This is a genomic window from Peribacillus sp. S4, assembly GCF_046715815.1.
Taxonomy (GTDB): Bacteria; Bacillota; Bacilli; order Bacillales; family DSM-1321; genus Peribacillus; species Peribacillus frigoritolerans.
Genome location: NZ_CP175708.1, coordinates 2004686 through 2022481, shown reverse-complemented (window position 1 = coordinate 2022481; position 17796 = coordinate 2004686). Strand labels below are relative to the sequence as shown.

General features: G+C 39.3%; 18 protein-coding genes. 2 read left to right on the top strand and 16 right to left on the bottom strand.

Features of this window, described 5'->3' with window-relative positions; translation table 11 throughout:
* Positions 1-25 precede the first annotated feature (25 nt).
* The 10 genes from ACJ9PY_RS09675 to ACJ9PY_RS09630 form a co-directional block, all read right to left on the bottom strand.
* Positions 26-892: an FAD binding domain-containing protein gene (locus ACJ9PY_RS09675; RefSeq protein ID WP_411739892.1), complete on the bottom strand. Its 867-nt coding sequence runs from the start codon at positions 890-892 to the stop codon at positions 26-28.
* Complete coding sequence (locus ACJ9PY_RS09670; protein ID WP_063576666.1) at positions 889-1353, bottom strand: (2Fe-2S)-binding protein; 465 nt, start codon at positions 1351-1353, stop codon at positions 889-891. Before ACJ9PY_RS09670 ends, ACJ9PY_RS09675 begins: the two co-directional genes overlap by 4 nt.
* Complete coding sequence (locus ACJ9PY_RS09665; protein WP_411739891.1) at positions 1350-3509, bottom strand: xanthine dehydrogenase family protein molybdopterin-binding subunit; 2160 nt, start codon at positions 3507-3509, stop codon at positions 1350-1352. Before ACJ9PY_RS09665 ends, ACJ9PY_RS09670 begins: the two co-directional genes overlap by 4 nt.
* A 135-nt stretch (positions 3510-3644) precedes the next feature.
* Entirely contained in the window at positions 3645-4244 is a 600-nt protein-coding gene (locus tag ACJ9PY_RS09660) for an NTP transferase domain-containing protein (protein WP_411739890.1), read from the bottom strand.
* A gap of 817 nt (positions 4245-5061) precedes the next feature.
* A complete protein-coding gene (locus ACJ9PY_RS09655; RefSeq protein ID WP_411739889.1) occupies positions 5062-5964 on the bottom strand; it encodes an aldo/keto reductase family oxidoreductase in 903 nt (300 codons plus the stop codon).
* Between the two features lie 272 nt (positions 5965-6236).
* A complete protein-coding gene (locus tag ACJ9PY_RS09650; RefSeq protein WP_063576673.1) occupies positions 6237-6563 on the bottom strand; it encodes a PTS lactose/cellobiose transporter subunit IIA in 327 nt (108 codons plus the stop codon).
* A gap of 24 nt (positions 6564-6587) precedes the next feature.
* Positions 6588-6893 carry a PTS sugar transporter subunit IIB gene (locus ACJ9PY_RS09645; protein ID WP_048685915.1) on the bottom strand — a complete coding sequence of 102 codons (306 nt, stop codon included), beginning with the start codon at positions 6891-6893 and terminating at the stop codon, positions 6588-6590.
* 30 nt (positions 6894-6923) lie between these two features.
* The gene (locus ACJ9PY_RS09640) at positions 6924-8006 is read right to left on the bottom strand and encodes a DUF871 domain-containing protein (protein ID WP_411739888.1); all 1083 of its coding nucleotides are present in this window, start codon (positions 8004-8006) and stop codon (positions 6924-6926) included.
* Entirely contained in the window at positions 8003-8299 is a 297-nt protein-coding gene (locus ACJ9PY_RS09635; RefSeq protein WP_411739887.1) for a hypothetical protein, read from the bottom strand. The genes ACJ9PY_RS09640 and ACJ9PY_RS09635 overlap by 4 nt, the downstream gene beginning before the upstream one ends.
* Positions 8292-9620 (bottom strand): PTS sugar transporter subunit IIC, encoded by a 1329-nt coding sequence (locus ACJ9PY_RS09630; RefSeq protein ID WP_063576676.1) that lies wholly within the window; start codon positions 9618-9620, stop codon positions 8292-8294. Before ACJ9PY_RS09630 ends, ACJ9PY_RS09635 begins: the two co-directional genes overlap by 8 nt.
* Before the next feature lie 376 nt (positions 9621-9996).
* Between ACJ9PY_RS09630 and ACJ9PY_RS09625 the strand changes: the two genes are divergently transcribed.
* Positions 9997-10269, top strand: a complete 273-nt coding sequence (locus ACJ9PY_RS09625) for a ribbon-helix-helix domain-containing protein (RefSeq protein ID WP_198426235.1) — start codon at positions 9997-9999, stop codon at positions 10267-10269.
* Between the two features lie 230 nt (positions 10270-10499).
* Here ACJ9PY_RS09625 and ACJ9PY_RS09620 read toward each other — a convergent pair whose 3' ends face one another.
* The 5 genes from ACJ9PY_RS09620 to ACJ9PY_RS09600 form a co-directional block, all read right to left on the bottom strand.
* Positions 10500-10919: a VOC family protein gene (locus ACJ9PY_RS09620; protein ID WP_411739886.1), complete on the bottom strand. Its 420-nt coding sequence runs from the start codon at positions 10917-10919 to the stop codon at positions 10500-10502.
* Positions 10920-11162: 243 nt separating this feature from the next.
* Positions 11163-12791: a ribosomal protection-like ABC-F family protein gene (abc-f, locus tag ACJ9PY_RS09615; RefSeq protein WP_411739885.1), complete on the bottom strand. Its 1629-nt coding sequence runs from the start codon at positions 12789-12791 to the stop codon at positions 11163-11165.
* A gap of 451 nt (positions 12792-13242) precedes the next feature.
* Complete coding sequence (locus ACJ9PY_RS09610) at positions 13243-14112, bottom strand: cation diffusion facilitator family transporter (protein ID WP_098187227.1); 870 nt, start codon at positions 14110-14112, stop codon at positions 13243-13245.
* A 283-nt stretch (positions 14113-14395) separates the two neighbouring features.
* Positions 14396-14947, bottom strand: coding sequence for a dihydrofolate reductase family protein (locus ACJ9PY_RS09605; RefSeq protein WP_411739884.1), 552 nt, complete (start codon positions 14945-14947; stop codon positions 14396-14398).
* A gap of 65 nt (positions 14948-15012) precedes the next feature.
* Positions 15013-15858: an aminoglycoside 6-adenylyltransferase gene (locus ACJ9PY_RS09600; protein WP_411739883.1), complete on the bottom strand. Its 846-nt coding sequence runs from the start codon at positions 15856-15858 to the stop codon at positions 15013-15015.
* 208 nt (positions 15859-16066) lie between these two features.
* On the opposite strand from ACJ9PY_RS09600, the gene ACJ9PY_RS09595 reads away from it, so the two are divergent.
* Positions 16067-16393: an antibiotic biosynthesis monooxygenase family protein gene (locus ACJ9PY_RS09595; protein ID WP_057276156.1), complete on the top strand. Its 327-nt coding sequence runs from the start codon at positions 16067-16069 to the stop codon at positions 16391-16393.
* Between the two features lie 539 nt (positions 16394-16932).
* Here the strand turns inward: ACJ9PY_RS09595 and ACJ9PY_RS09590 are convergent.
* A complete protein-coding gene (locus ACJ9PY_RS09590; RefSeq protein WP_369316614.1) occupies positions 16933-17487 on the bottom strand; it encodes a GNAT family N-acetyltransferase in 555 nt (184 codons plus the stop codon).
* Between the last annotated feature and the right edge of the window lie 309 nt (positions 17488-17796).

The window sequence follows — 17796 nt, the reverse complement described above, 5'->3', positions numbered from 1 at the left end:
AAAAGCTCCCCCCTATCTTTAAACATTAATTCGGTTGATATTGCTTCATGCTAAGAAAATAACGTAAAAGATGTAATGCGACGGTTTTTCTGTATGCCGCAGTGGAGCGTTGATCGTCGATTGGTCTAATGATCTTATCGAAGGCTGCCACAATTTCAGCGATGTCTGCATCGGCTAATGGTATCGTTTTTCCAACCAGTTTCCTCTCAATATCAATGGAACGAACCATCGTAGGTCCGACCGCCCCGAAGGCAAATCGAATGTCATCGATTCGATCTTTGCTTATCCGGACGAAACCCGCAAACGATACTTTGGCAATGGCATCTGCGTTGCGGTTGCCGACTTTCTCGAAAACGACATGTGAATCTCCTAATACAAACGGCAGAATAATCTCCGTTACCATTTCATTGTGAAAGCGTTGAACCTGTCGTGGACCTTGAATGAAATCGCTAATCGCGACCATGCGATCACCATTTACGGAGCGCAACAGAAGCTTTGCATTGTATACATATAACAAAGGAAGCATGTCACCGGCTGGAGAGGCGTTGCATATATTACCGCCTAATGTTCCCCGGTTTCTAATTGCCGGGGCAGCAATTGTTTTAATTACATTCTTTAAAGCAAAAGGAATCAACGGATTTTCAAGTAATTCACTATAGGTACAGCAGGCCCCGATGTGGAGATCCTTGTGATGTTGATACACCTGCTTTAATTCGGAAAGATGATTAATGAAAACAATCGGTTTAGGGATTTTTGGAGGTACTCCCCTTCTACTTTTGTGAAGGACCATAACATCGGTGCCTCCGGCTATGATTGCACAATCTTCTCTATTCAATTGGCTCAAAGTTTCGTCTAAACGCTCGAAGCGATACGCTGTTATTTTCTCTATCATAAGCCATCACCTTTTTTAGCTGCTAGGTTAATCGCATCAACAATCATATTGTAGCCCGTACAGCGGCACAGATTTCCGGAGATGCCCTCACGAATTTCAGCCTCTGAAGGATGAGGATTTTCAGATAACAAAGCTGCACTTGCCATAATCATTCCCGGTATGCAATAGCCGCATTGCACTCCCCCGGCTATGGAATAGCTTTCATCTAAAATTTTAAATTGTTCCGTTTCAATGATGCCTTCGATCGTTTGAATATCGGCACCAGCAATCGAGCCAATTGGAATAAGGCAGCTGTTTTGCAGGAGGTTATTCACAAAAACACTGCAGGCTCCGCACTCCCCTTCACCACAGCCTTCCTTTGTTCCGATTAACTCAAACTCATCTCTTAATAAATCTAGTAATCTTGCTGTAGCAGGGGCGTCAGTTTCTACCGTTCTTCCATTTAGTGTGAAAGTAATCAACCCTCTTCACCTTCTTTCATCCAAAGACTTTCAATAATGACTTCCGGTGTAATCGGAATTTGCTGAAAAGAAGTGTGCAGGGCATCCTCAATCGCAGCTTGGACTGCTGGAGCGCCTCCGATTAAAGTCAATTCACCTGCGCCCTTCGCCCCGTATGGACCATCAGCATAAGGGTTATCAAAGACCTTGCTTTCAATTGAAACAATATCCAAGGAAGTCGGCGGTCCATAATCCGATATGCTTTTTTGTTGGATTCTACCTTGTTTTGACGTCATCTTTTCCAGATAACCGTATGCTAGCCCTTGAGCCAAACCACCGTCAATTTGGCCTTTCATAATCCGTTCATCGATGACCTTCCCAACTTCATAATTGCCGTATACTTTTTCTAACTTTAAATTACCTGTTAACGTATCAACTTCTACTTCAACGATATTAACGCCCCATGAATAAGCCGGGTACGCATCTCCAGTGAAGGTTTTCTCGTCCCAAGGAATCATTTCACGGTGAACATAGTGCTCAACCACCTCCTGTTCCACCCCTGTTTGCCACTGATTCTTAAGTTTTTTCGCGGCCCGTTCAAGCAATTTTCCGACAATCATCGTCGTCCTGGAAGCTACTGTCGGACCCGAGTCGGGAACCTCTTTTGTGTCGGGGTAGGGGTACAAAATATCTTCGAACGGGAGGTTAAGTTCTTTGGCGACAATTTTACACAACGTCGTCAAAATACCTTGTCCCATATCAGAGTTTGAGATTTTTAGTGATACCTGGTCGTCCTTTGATTTAACCAGTTTCACCTCTGCTTTAATATGATCTCTTTCGCCACTGCCAGTAAACCCACAGCCGTGGAGGAACAGCGAAGTTCCTATCCCTTTTTTATAGCGCTGATTTTGTTGATTTAAGCGCTGAAAGTCTTCTTTTTTCTTATTGTATTCTGACACGGTGAGTACGTCCTCAATCATATCTTCCACTAATATCGGGTCGCGGAATTTACCTTTGGTGATGGTGGGATCTCCTTGTTTGACGAGGTATTTTCGTTTATAATCAAGCGGGTCGATTTTTGCCAGTTTACTAAGATGTCCAATATGACTTTCGATTCCGGCAAAGCTTTGAGGAGCACCAAAGCCTCTGAAGGCGCCGTTCGGAACGGTATTGGTTTTTAAGACATAGCCTTTTGCATGAAAATGCGGAATTTTATAAACACCAGCACTGTTTAATAATGCGCGCTGCAGCACGACAGAGCTCAATCCAACATTTGCCCCTCCATCGAGAAAGATGTCAACACACATGCTTAAAATATTTCCTTCCTTATCAAGGGCCGTCCGATATTTGAGTTTGGCCGGATGCCTTTTCGTCGTTACCAGCATATCCTCAGAACGGTCGAACACGAGCATTACCGATTTTTTTACTGCTCTTGCGGCAACGGCTACGTGACAAGCCATCATAGAAGGATAATCTTCTTTTCCGCCAAAACCTCCGCCGGTAGGACTTTGAACAACCCTGACTTCATCGTCACCACAGGCTAATGCGCTTAGCAATGCATTTTTTATATAATAAAGACATTGCATCGATCCCTGGACGACAATTTCATCATCCTTATAAACGGCGAGCATTCCTTGCGGCTCAAGATAGACATGCTCCTGATAACCCGTATCATATTCTTCTTCGATGATTTGATGGGCTCCCTGCTCGATAGCTGAAATGTTTTCTAAGCTTTCCCCAAATTCATAGCTTGCCAAAACTAAGGATACTGATTTTTGCTTGATCGCTTCGTCCAATGTATAGATAGCCTGATGTTCTTCAAATTCAACCTTCACTTCATTTAACAAACTGTATAGGATATCCAGGTCTTTGCCCGTGAGCATGAGAATTGGCTCACCAATATAATTGACCCACTCATTGGCAAAAATGGGCTGATCTTCTTTGATAATTTTGACATAATTCGGTCCGGGGATATGCTCTGCTCCAACAGCTTCATACCCTTCCGGAAGATTGGGTAATTGAATGGATATGATTTTTCCATAAGCAATTGGCGATCGATACAAAACACCATAAACCATATTTTCCACTTTCACGTCACTAATATAGGGCAACTGGCCCGATACTTTACCTTTATGGTCCTTTTTGGGCACTGAGGTGCTTATGTCTTTGAGATTCATTGCAACAACACCCTTCGACTCATTTTTTTAATGGGACATATTCTGAATAGAAACCTCTTCCAATGATTTTATCAATGAGCATGATCTTTTATGATTCATTTCTATTCAAGATTTTCGTAGGTTTTATTTTTATTTTTACTTCGAGAAATTTAAAGCATTATCATAATCAATGGCTTTTTGGTAATCCTCCGGTGTATCAACATCCATTAATACTCCCGCATCATCTACATTCATGTATTGCTTTTCGTAACCGTCCAGGACCACACGCAAATTACTTTCTGGATTGGTTTCGAGAATTTTCTGTTTCACTTCGCTCGATAATTTAATGGGATGGCCGCCTTTATAGTCAAAGCTCGGAATAACCACGTTTCCTTTGTGTTTTGCTAGTAGCTGAACAGACTCTTTTTTTACAAGCGGACAATCGCCGGGAGTTAAAAAGAAGGTTGGGGCATTTACTTCGTTACAGCCCTTTTGAATGGAATGAAACATTCCCTGGTTAAAGTTTTCATTATAAACAAATTTGATCTGAAATGAATAGGCATTTTCACTGATGATTTTGGCAATTTCCTCTCGGATGATTTCCGCTTGAAATCCAGCTACGACGATGACCCTGCTGCATATTCCTTCAAATTTAGAGATCGTTTGCTCCAACACGCTCATTTGCCCCATCGGCAAAGTCATCTTAAATGCATTCGCTCGGCTGGAATATCCAGCAGCTAGGACGATCGCTTCCATTTTCGTCACCTTCTACCTATCATTTTTCTTAAATCTCACAATAAAAGCACAAGCGGAGGCAGGATTTGCTGTATGGACTAATAAGAGAACATATTGTTTTTTCTTTATATGCTTAAAAGCCTCATTATATTACTTATGGTACGCTTCACCGTAGTTATTTAAGAGGCAAAAAAACAGACAGGATAAATATTTTCCTGTCTGTTTTAGTTTATTCAAAATAAGAATCAGAATCATTTCACCCCTAAATTTTCACAACATTGAAGGTGTAAACTATGTTCCCACATACTATATGTGTAGAGTGCGGAGGTAGGAAATATACAAAATAAAGATGAGATGTAGTGGTGCATCTTTGCTTATCTATTTTACTTGTTCATGAATTAAAGTCCAGAAGATGGGACATAAATAGTTTCTATATAAGTTCCTTTTAACCTTTTCGTATCCATAAAAAAGGTTTGGAACCTGAAAACAGTAATAGATTGGTTTGTTTTCCCGCATTTTCTATTAATAGACTGCTTTCTTCCACATATCATATTGAACGGAAATGAATGGTTTGGGAAACATGGGAAAGTGGATTGATATGGATTCAAACAAAATAATTTGAGCCTATTACCCCGATTTTCATGTTGTTTCACCGCTAAAATCAAATAGTATTTTTATTATATGGAAAAATCTTATTAGCACTTAAAAAAATTCACCAAAAATCATGCTTTGTAAAGTGAAAGTCCATCTCGTCTCTGTTTGAAATTTAAGAATGGGGACCTCTTTACGGAGGTCCCCATTAATGAAGGCAAGGTTTCTTGTTCAAAGGTACAATTCATTACGGAATATCATGTCCCATCGAGCTAGTAAATATGTTAAACCATTGCTCTTTTTCCATGCTTAAGTTTAGTGAATCAATGGCGCTGTCCAACCGTTCTTTCTTACCGGACCCAACGATTGGAATGATTTTTGCGGGATGCCTCAACAGCCAGGCATACATCACTTCATCTATTCCATTGGCACCGATTTCTTCTTTCACGGTTTCTAACGTTTTTCTTAAACGGACAGCCTTTTCGTTCGATTCCTCAAAGATGCTGCCTCCTGAAAGCGGTGACCATGCCATAGGCGCAACGCCCTTTTCCTGACATAAGTTCAAGGTTCCGTCTTCGAAGTTTTCAAGATTGTATGCCGAAAGCTCCAGCTGATTCGTCACAAGCGGATAGTCTAGATATGATTGGAGCATATCCCATTGCGGTTTTTTGAAGTTCGATACCCCAAAGTTTCGGACCTTTCCTGATTCCTTTAATTGATTAAACGCCTCAGCCGTTTCCGCCGGGTCCATCAGGGGATCCGGACGATGGATAAGTAACAGATCAATATAATCGGTTTTAAGATTCATAAGAGATTGTTCAACTGACTTTATGATATGGGTTTTACTAGTATCGTAATGGTGACTTTTATGGGAAGGACGGTTTTTTGATTGAAGAACGATGCCACATTTCGTAACGATTTCCATTTTATAGCGTAAAGAAGGCTTTAATGAAAGTGCGTTCCCAAAAATCTCTTCACACGTATAGCTTCCATATATATCTGCGTGATCATATGTAGTGACGCCCCGATCCATTCCATGTTCAATAAGAGTTAAGATTTCCTCGGCAGAAAATCTCCAATCTGCCAATCTCCACATACCGTGTACAATTCTTGAAAGACTAAGATCTTCAGTTAGATTGACTCTTTGCATGCTTTTCTCCCCTTTTATAAAATGATTGCGCTTGCTAATTAGTTGTTTGTTTTTCTATCATGACTGCCCTTCGTTAATCAGTGACAGTATCTATGGCTACTGTCATGAACCTAGTATAATTTAAATTTTCGGAGAATCCTAATCCTGAGTGACCCTTATCTGCCATATTCATTTAACTTAGGTTCATGAAGGAGGATATCTCCGCCTTCTCGTTGAAGTTCACACGTTATGAACATAAGAAAAAGGCTGCCGCAGCAACCTCCTGAATATTGTTAGTTCTTTTGTGTTTTCTTGTGTAATTCCACGATTTCTATCGCTAAATCTTTTGTTGTCATGGAAGTCATCAAGTGATCTTGAGCATGGATCAAGAGCATTGGAATATCGAATTTCTCACCATTCACTTCCTGTTGAATCAATGCGGTTTGGATTTTATGTGCAGCAACAAACTCATGTTCCGCTTCCTTTAATTTATCCTGGGCATCGCTTGATTTACCTTGTTTTTGCAAGGCAATGGCCTCCATTGCACAACTGCGGGCATTCCCGCTATGGAGAATTAATTGAAATGATAATTCTGATAGATCCTCTTTTGTTTTCGTCATTTTACCACTCCTTTTGATAGTATGCTATTTTGAAATTAATTGGAGGGCCGTACGCAATACTTCCTTGCCATTACAAGTTCCATAATGCATTGGATTTATCGTATCTACAGGTATTCCTTTTTCATCCCCTATTTTCTTTATATCATTAAGTTGATACCGAACTTGAGGGCCTAAAAGAATAACATCCACCTCATTTATATGGTTTCTTACTTCCATAGTGGCAACAGCCTGGATTTTCACGCTCAATCCTTCTTCCACCGCCGCTTTCTCCATCTTATTAACCAAAAGACTAGTGGACATACCTGCAGAACAGCATAATAAAATATTCATCATTATTCCTCCTTATAAATTAGGGTCAGGTTATTTAATCAATCTAAATGTGCCCCATGGTTTAATATAATCCAGTAAAAAAAGTTCCTCTTTTACAACATGGGCGACTGCATTTTTACGTTCATCCAATGGCATATCCCTTAAGATGACTTGAAGTTCGCCTTTGTATTTTCCAAAAGAATCATTGCCAATGAAAACGGCCCCTTTGCGCTGTGGGATACTTTCCCGGACTGCGAAATCTTCATTCGCATATTTTTTTCGGACCTCCACTGAACGGACCATATACTCGCTGATGTCACCACGGCGAAGGTGTAATTCATCCAGTACAACTTTTTGCTCAATTGGTGACGCATCCGAATGGAGTTCCACTTTCAACTCGATCATGTCACGCTGTAAGGCCCCCAGCATTCTTAGTTCCTCTTCACTAGCGTAAGCATTCCCAATGATGACATCATCAATTAAACCCGTTGCCCATAGATGCTTGGCTTGTACATCAATTGAAAGTTCACGGTGCTGTTCTAATGTGCATAATCCATCATTTATACTCCAAGGACCTATATCACCGGTCTGTGAAGTAACGAATGCAGCTGTACGAATGCCATGTTCTTTAAACCGTTTACTGCAGGCGATGAAGAAGTCGTAAGGAAGACCTGTGAATTTTTGGGGATAGAAATTATGACAGCCAATGATTTGATTTTTATTGCCCTGATGCGTCAGAATGTTCGATAAATAATCAACATCATTACTCATATTCAATTCGATTTTCAATCCATAAGGATTATAGGTCATTTTAGCTTCTTTCAAGCCATCGAATCCAAGATCCAGACGAACGCCGTCAGCTCCCATTTCTGCGAAAAAACTTAAATCATCATAGCTAATATCAAACTTATCGAAAACAGCTGGAGCAACATCAAGTATGACTTCCATATGTAGCGCTTTCGCATAAGAAATAATATTTTTATATTCTTCCATGACAATTTCATATGGTTTTGAAACCGATAATAAACACGTGAATATTCGTTCAACACCATAACTATGGGCAAGTTTAATATATTGCTTGTCTTTATCCGGTGTAGAGTGTTCCGGATAAATTGAAATACCTAATCTTCTCATAAGCTATCATTCACTCCTTTTCTACTTTCTTTCCATTGAGACCGCTTAGTTTGTAATCCCATTAAATAGTCACGGTAGCGGGAGGATACCATTACAGAACAAATAATCGTTGGTACAATGACAATCAAATAATAAGTCGATCCCATTGCGGTAAATAGAAAGATTGAAAAGCTAATGATTAAAATAGACAGGCCAACCGATTTCCATGGTGTTAAACTTTCACCTAGCCGAGTACGGGAAAAAATGATTTGCGCCCCGACAAATGATAGAATGGCGAATATTATTTCAGGCATATTTAATGCCCGCTTTCTTTTCTTCCGGTCCAGCTTCTATTTTATTTTCATCACGTAGATGCTGCTTCTCGAACATCTTGAAAAATGGAAAATAGATCATTAATGAGATGACAAAATTCAATAAAACGAGAACCCCGGCCATGATTGTCCAATTTGTACTGATGACAGCGGCAATTGGACTAAAGACCGTAAACGGCAGTTTAGCCATTATCATCGGTATTAACCCTAATTGAAAGAATGTATAAGAGACGATGACATTTACCAAAGGGGCAACAATGAATGGAACCATTAAAATGGGGTTCATGACAATCGGCGCTCCAAAAATGATAGGTTCGTTAATATTAAAAATCCCTGGAACAAAGGACAGTTTACCAAGCTCTTTCAAATACTTCGATTTTGAAAATAGGAATAGTACAACAAGTGATAATGTCGAGCCCGCCCCGCCAATCCAGACGAACCATTGAATGAATTGTTCGGTAAATAGATTGGGTAAATTCGCCGCATTACCCGTTCTTGCAAATGCATCCATATTCTCGAGAATCGCCGAATCCCACATCGGCCGTATGATTGGACCCAATATTGCCGGTCCATGAATACCAAGAGACCAAAAGAAAACGATGAGAAAGACTGTAAGCAAACCTCCTATTAAACTATTGCCAACCAATAAATTTTTGAGAGGTGACACCAAAGTAGTGATGATCGAGTTAATGTCAAAGCCCAAACCATAACGAATGCCCCAGAAAAGAAGAACTACGACCAATGTTGGAATCAGGGCTGCAAAGGAATTCGAAACCATTGGCGGAACGCTTTCCGGTAATTTGATTTTAATATCGCGTTTAATCAAAAAATGATAAATCTCAACGGAAATCAAGGATGTTACTATTGCACCGAATAAAGAGGCTGCGCTTAAAGAGCTGATAGGTAACCAGCGACCGGCTTCTATTACTCCTGGAACGGATTCCATGACTTGGGTAGGCACAACACATGTAATCAGAAAAGCTAAGACTGATAGAAGGCCTGCACTGAGCTGATCTAATTTATAATGTCCTGCAAGCGCTGACCCCACCCCAAAAGCTGCATATAATGCCATTGCTCCGACCGTAAACCGAAACGGAACATCCAAAGCGGCACGATAAGGTGCAATCCATTCGTCATACCCATTGATTGGAAAATTCAACAAAATAACAAAGAATGATCCAATGATCGTCAGTGGAAGTGTTGCCAGAACACCGTGCCTGATTGCCAGCAGATGTCTTTGTGAACCAATTTTGTTTGCGACTGGAAGCACTTTCATTTCGAGTATCCCCATAAAATTATTCAATAACTTTTCCCCCTTTTGATTAAAAGTCTGAAAAAACACACAATTACAATAAATAAACATTATAACGTTATATTGATTATGTCAATATTTTTATTGAAAATATAGTTTGTGTTATAAACTTTGAAATCCAAGAATACATAGTGCAGTTATAAATCCGCTGTTGATAAAAGTAGCGCAAACCCTTCTCGTGACTCCCCAAGTGCACAAAAAAAAGAAAACTGGAAAATTGATCACTGCCAATTTCCTGCTTTCTTTTTTGAAATCACTTTTCACTTCCAGAATTGAGTGCAAAGATGAACCAAAGCCTACATACATTTCCCTACACTATATTTGTTAACCCTCAATTAAAGGTATATGATAGATTAAAAGACTGAAGGTGGAACGGCCTATCAATTCTGAAACGAGAAAACCAATAAACATTACCCTCAATCCGTACTTGAATAATAGACTCGCTAATTTGGCTGAAGAAAGAGGTATCCCCATCGAAAGACTGATGGATAAAGCGGTAGACTTGCTGCTTGAATACATGGAAGATAATGATACCGTTAATCAGGTGAAATACAGTAATAACGAAGCGATTGAAAAGAATAATGAATTGATTGCAAAAAGCAGAGAGTTCATAAATAAAAAACAAGCACATAACCCCTAGGTAAAGTACTTGTTTCATACTGTAGGCAAACTTGATGAAAATCGATTTTGCCTACAATTTTTTATGGTTTTTATAATTTGAACGTTGGATTTTCACTCCAGGCACTCGCTTTTTGCGGGCGGACAGCCCTCGGCGCCTTTAAACCTGCGCGGTCTCCCCTAGACTCTGATCTTCATTGTTTTAATGGAATGAATAAAACTAGAGTATCGAAATGATCTCTAATCATGATTCTATTCACCATCCCACTGCGGATTCCAAACGACTTCCCAAAGGTGTCCATCAGGGTCTTGAAAGTGTGCAGAGTATCCTCCCCAGAAAGTGTCATGTGCCGGATCGGTTATGATCGCTCCAGCTATTTTTGCTTTTTCCAACACAATATCCACTTCCTCTTTACTGCCTACATTGTGACCAAGGGTAAATTCAGTAGGGCTTGCTGGAGACAAAGGAACCTTGGCCTCATGAGCTATATCCCTTCGATTCCATATGGCAAGCTTTAGGCCTTCTTGCAAGTCCAAAAAGGCAACGGCTCCATGCTCAAATTCTTTGCCCACTATTCCTTCTGTTTGAAATCCCAGGCCATCCCGATAGAATTCCAGCGATTTTTCCAAATCATCCACACCTAATGTAATGACAGTAATACGTGGTTTCATGATTGCCCCCTTCTTACTTAGTTTCTCCTTCTAAATCTCATTTATTTTATCTAATTGAATCCCAATCAAGATGAGTCTTTCCTTCATACACTTGGTTAATTTTAACATCCCCCATCTTTTTTTTCATTAATTTCACTAATCCATTTTATTGGTATTTAAAGTGTAATCTATCTCTCTACTTTAACCGCTCTTTATCAATCAAAAGGCCCCTCTCGATTGAGAAGGGCCTTTAATGGATTGCACTTAACCTTCAAGCTCTTTTTTCTTGTTCAAGAGTTGGAGGTATTCCCTATCCAATTCCGCTTTTTCCTCTTCCTTCATAACACTGGACAGTTTACCAAGTGTCTCGATGATTTGCACTTCAATCATAAGAAGCTCAGCCTGCTTATCTTCAAGGCCATCCTTGCGAGTGGCTGATTTTGTTGATTCCTTATTTATAGCACATACTCTCGGAGGTTCTTTTTCAAATGAAAGTGAATGTGTTGCAAGCGATTGGATCAATGAACGATCATGAGTCACAAAAACGATCGTTCCTGGATATGCTTTTAACACTTCTGTTAAAGCCTCTTTAGTATGAATATCCAGGTAATTTGTAGGTTCATCCAAAACCAGTACATTATAGTTTCCCAAAAAAACTTTTGCTAGGGAAGCCCTGACTTTTTCCCCACCGCTTAAAAGTGATACTTGTTTGTGAACGTCATTTCCTTTAAAAGCTAATCGTGATAAAAGTGTACGAATAAAGGCTTGATTGTAGGGACTGTCCTCCAATATATTTTCGAGAACCGTTTTACTTTCATTTAAATTTTCTTGTTGTTGGGCAAAAAATCCAATCTTTGCTGGCATCGCGACATATAAATCTGGGTGCCTTTCCACTATCTTTTTCAATAATGTCGTTTTTCCTGAACCATTTTGACCATTGATGGCGAGTCTGCAAGCTAAGGGGACATCTCCGAAAATATGTTGTTTCAGCACCCGTGACCCGACTTTCAGGGAACAGCCATTAAATCGAATGACCCTTTTGCTATGCAAAGATGGAAATTCTGAAATATCAAAGATGATGGGGGAATCTTCCCTCGGTTTTTCTATTTTTGCTAATTTTTCGATTCGAGTTTCGATCGCTTCAGCAGAACGGTTCAATTTCGCCTTCTGTTTCCCGGAGCTCCGTTTATGCAGCCTTGCTTCTGAATTACCCATTCGTTTAGGGGCTTTCCTAATTGAATCGGATTTGGCTTGGAGGTTTTGTGCAGCCTGTTTCAACCGGTTCTTTTCGCGGGTATACTCTTCATATTGCTTATTTTCCTTTTCTGTTTTTGCCTGCTTTTGTACTATATACGCTTCGTAATTCCCTTCATATACCGTTACCTTGCCTTGCTCAACTTCCCATATTGTTGTACATAGATGATTCAAGAATGCTTTATCATGTGAAGTAAGCAAAATAGCGCCATTAAAAGATTTTAAATCTTTTTCCAATTGTTCAATTCCGAATATATCCAAATGGCTGGTAGGTTCATCCGCGATCAATACATCCGCATTGGAAGAAAGGGCTGCGGCGATTTTTCTTCGGGTTCGTTCACCGCCGCTGATGATTTCTTGATTCTCATCGGGCAGTTTCCATATACTCGTTAATACCCCGCTTATTTCTTGTTCAGTTTCTTCCATCTGCGGGATATAGCTGACTGTTCCATAGCTCTCGATATGACCGGAATCGGGTTCCCTCACTCCCGCTAGTATAGAAAGCAGGGTCGTTTTACCTTCTCCATTCCTGCCAACCAAACCAACACGGTCATGACTGTAAAGATGAAGTGTATCAACAGAAAGAACTTCACGGCTTCCGTAACTTTTCTTTAAATCATTCGCTTTTAAAAATAACATAAAAAAATCCCCCTCCATTTTTCTAGAGAGAGATCGCCTGTTACTAAATTAATATACATAAACCAAATATACCTCATCTGATTGAATATCAGAAAAAGTAATTGTATATGAATTAGTACCTATAAACGAACAGACGAATCCATCTCTAAACATAATCATTAAAAATCTCACATGGGTATCTAAAAAGATTCTTGTTCAAATGAAAAAATGAATTCACTTTACTTACCGATAAATCCGGTAAGCAAACAAAGTGACGGCTTATTTGCATTGAACATATCTAACCGATTACACCCATTGAAATTGATTCAGATTTACTGTTTATTTGATAAGATTACTGCTTCATTGTATAAGGTACCTTTTCCTTCCAATGTAATGAATTAATGATTGCATATCATTTATATGTTTGTAAAGCAGATTTAGACCTTTTTTTAATTCATAATGAAAGAGAGAGTTAATTGGGCTCTACATGGACATGAACATCATAAACTCCATGATCTTTCATCATCACTTTTTCTACATGTGTTGCTATATCATGTGCTTCTTTAATATCCAAGGTGGAATTGACAAGGATCACAACATCAATCACTTCATTGTTCCCGTAATTTCTTCCTTTAATTTCTTTTATCCCCTTGACTCCATCTACATTTGTAATTACATCCTTATATAGATGAATTTTATTTTCATCAAAACCGTCAGAAAGTTCATGTGAGGCTTGACTGAATATATCCCAGGCTGTTTTGCATATTAATAATCCAACAATGATGGCCGTAAGGGGATCAAGCCATGGCATGTTTAATTGGGATCCGAAAATCCCTATAGCTGTTCCTATACTTACCCAAGCATCGGAAATATTATCTTTCGAAGCTGCCATAACGGCTTTACTGTTAATTTTCATAGCAAGCTTTTTATTATATCGGTATACAAAATACATGGCTATTGCTGATAAAACACCTACATATCCGGCAATAATGTCAGGTGATTCCTCTCCACCTTTAAGCATGGAAGCAGCAGCATCTATCAATACTTGTACACCAACAGCAAACATGATAAATGAAGCTACCATTGATGCAATCGTTTCACTCTTCCAATGACCATAACCATGATCTTTATCTGGGGGTCTTTGAGCTAGCCTTAAACCGATCAGTACGGCAAGGGACGCGATAATATCAGTCGTGTTGTTCAACCCATCCGCTTTTAAAGCCGCTGAGTCGCTTATGTATCCGATAGCCAGCTTTATGATTGATAGACAAATATAAGCAATAATACTGATGATTGCACCACGTTCGCCTAATTTGAGGTCATTATATTTTTGTTCTTCCATTCAACTTCCCCCCACAATTAAGTACCTGAATATCATATCAACTTAAAAATGGGTGGGTCTATAGCAACCTTTTTGTATCACTTTATATAAGTAAGTGATAGATAACTATGTTGCATATGGCAAACTATCTGAAAAGAATGATATTTATGGTGGTTTTATTATAGGAAAAGCCCTTATGCTGCAAATTTCCCTCCGAAAGAAGATTTGTTGCATTAGAAAAGGGTTGCGGTAACACAACCCTCACTGCTAAGGAGAAGTACAACTTATTTAGGGAATGAAGTTCCTACGCATAAATAATATTATATGTAGGTTTAAGCACCCCGTTTGGATATTGTTTCATTTCAACTAAATCTAATTTTAGACTTGGCTTAACACTGCCGAAAAGAGGGATGCCTTCACCGATTATGACTGGATTCACTTTCAGCACCAATTGATCAATGAGTTTATGTTTCAATAACGTTCCAGCCAGTTCTCCGCCCCCGCAAAGCCATAGCTTTCCGTCACCTTGCTGTTTGAGGTTTTCAATAAACGCAACGGCGTTTCCCTCGATAAGCTCTACCTCCTCATTCGATTCAAACTGAAGGGAGCTCGAAAATATATAATGTTTCAAACCCTTATAACCTGGTTCACCAGGTTTGGCTCCGAATTGAAATCCAAATTCATATGTTTTACTTCCCATCAACACCGCTTCATAATGCTGGATATCGGATAAAAAGTCCGGGACATGCTCTCCTTCAAATAAGAAAAAAGAATGATTGATATCCCCTTCCAACATTGCTTGGTCGGCAATGAAATTATCCAGTGAAACGGCTACATGATATACCAATTGTGCCACTTAGCATCCCTCCAATAGAGAATACACATTTTACACGTACTTTATTTCATTAGCCTCATGTGGTATCAGATAGCCATATCGATTATTCTTTTGATTTGGTCTTCATTTGTTTCGACACCCCATTGAGTACATAAGTATTCATTTAGTCTGAGGAATTCCGAGATCATACGTCTCACCGTTTTAATAATTTCATTTGAATTGCGGCCACAATCCCAACTTTCCAACAGGGATAACTGCTTTCCAGCTAACTTACTTCTATTGCCCTCAATTTTTGTCCATACTCCATAGGGAACATCTAAATGCTCTTCCATTTCCATATACCAACCAGACACAATCAGCCACCGTATCCTATCAAGATTGGATAGTGCATATAGCATTTCTCTTCTCATAACGGCCCTGTAGGTTTCATGGACAAATGCAAGCAGCTTTCCTCTCCAATGCTCAACTTCATCAGGTGTAGGTTTATACACTTTCTCTGCCGATTCTTTTATAACAGGACTCATACTATTTAAAGGATCATAGATGACTTCTACCTCTTTTAACCAAATGGAGGGAACAATTTCCTCAGGTGCATGATACCAGCTATCAACTTTTACAAAGGTATTATAATGAGTGACGACATACGGTGAATAAGGATTGCAGTCTTCGTGAAATGAAACATCTCCCCAATTATTGGCTCTATCCCTTTTTCCCTTTAAAAATTCTGCTTTACGTTTTGGATTAACAATGGTGTGCAAATCTATATCGGAGTATTGATCATCGTTTCCTTTTGCTAATGAACCAGAAATGTAAATAGCCAAAACATCAGGATCTGCCGATAAATCTTTTAATGCACTTTCCAAAAGAATATCGCGTTGTTCCGGTAAAAATGCATCTCTTTCTATATGGTTGCTAACGAATCCCGCACACAAGACCATCTCCTTTTTTTGTAAAGCCGTTAAAGTAATATATATTCGTGAATCAGAATAAAATCCCTTTAGCAGAATTGCCGTGTCAGATATATATACTGCTTTTTACCTCCTTGTTTTCTTTGCTGAGTACCTCTTTACCGGGCAACTATTCCCATTCTCGCCTATGTGGTATTATTTTGAATATTAAGTTAAAAGGAGGCATCATTTCATGTTATTTGCAAATACTCCCGAACCGCCCTATTACGCTTGCATTTTTACTTCGCTAAGAAGCGATAAGGATGCCGCAAGCTATAATTCAACCGCAGAATTCATGGATGAACTTGCCGCTCAACAAGATGGCTATTTAGGAGTCGAAAGCGTAAGAGATCAAAACGGGTTAGGAATTACCGTATCCTATTGGAAGTCCTTGGATGCCATAAAGCTTTGGAAGGAAAATGCCGCTCACAAAAAGGCACAAGAAAAAGGTATGAAAGATTGGTACTCGTCATACACTACCCGAATTTGTAAGGTTGAAAGAGATTATACAAGCAAATGAGTAAACTAAGATTTATGAATATATAGTTATAAAAAAAACCGCTCTACTATTTTGGGTTTGTAAATTCGAACGTTGATTTCCATTCCAGGCACTCGCTTTCCGCGGGCGGTCCGGGAGCCTCCTCGGCGCTCTTCGCGCCTGTGGGGTCTCCCTTGGACGCGCTTTTCCCGCAGGAGTCTCGTACCTTCCATTTCAATCAACTAGATTTTTTTTTCACTTTAGGATGTTCATCCCAAAACATGTTAAAGACTAATTCCCATTATGGATTTTTACTGTTTTGTGAAACACTTATTAAATTCGACAATTTCACCATACCCTTGGAGAGTAACTTTCAGATACCAAAGCCGCTTGCGGTTAGAACTTTTTTTAACTGAAATCAAACTAGTTTTCCATTGAGTTTGTCTTCAGACCGCTAAAACCCCAATTGGTAATCATCCCCTCAGTAAAATCGTAAAAGGGCTTCGCAATGAGTGCATTCCGAAATCCACTTTTGTCGACAAACAGGGACCGCTTCTTAAACGATCTTCATAATGAATTAATTAAAAGGAATTGCCGTTAAGATCTTCCTTTATGAGTGAGTACATGTATAAATCATCGAATTTGCCACGGGTAAATTCATAATGCCTAAGAAGTCCTTCTCTTCTAAATCCTTGTTTTTCCACTAGTTTTTGGGATGGGTGATTATCAGGTTCAATTAAAGCTTCAATCCTTTCCAGGTGAAAGTGGCGATAACCATACATAACAACGGCTTCCAATGTTTCACTCGCAATGCCTTTTCCCCAATGGTCTTTACTTAATTCATATCCAATTTCAGCACGATGGTGTTTGGTTACCATATTCAGATAACCACAACTTCCTATAACCTTACCGGAATCTTTTAATGTAATTCCCCATCTAATTCCCGAACCTTTTTCGAAAATAGATTCATACCACTTAATTTCATCCCATACATCATTTACTGTCTCGAATGGATCTAACCCCATTGGCTTCACCACATCTGTATCAGATAGATATTTGAACATGTCACCCGCATCTTCCAGTGTCACTTCCCTTAATATCAATCGTTTGGTTTCAATAACCGGAAATACCTTCACCATTCAATTTCCCCCTTCCAAACTCCCATTTCCATATTTAACTATTTAATCATTACCTAATTAAAGTCGATAATCAACGCATTATTGCTTAAAAATTAATGTTAATAACTAAAAGGCGTCCCTACTTTCGTAGAAACGCCTTTTTTCGTTTACTTCATTATTTTCGGTTCCTTTACTGCTGAGATCATTAAAAACATGGGCCTTCGATTTTCATCTTTCATTTCAGGAACAATTTTTAACATGTCATCAGAAGGCATCGGTTCCTTTACTACCTTAATGCTGAACAAAAATTCAATATGAGGCAAAAAA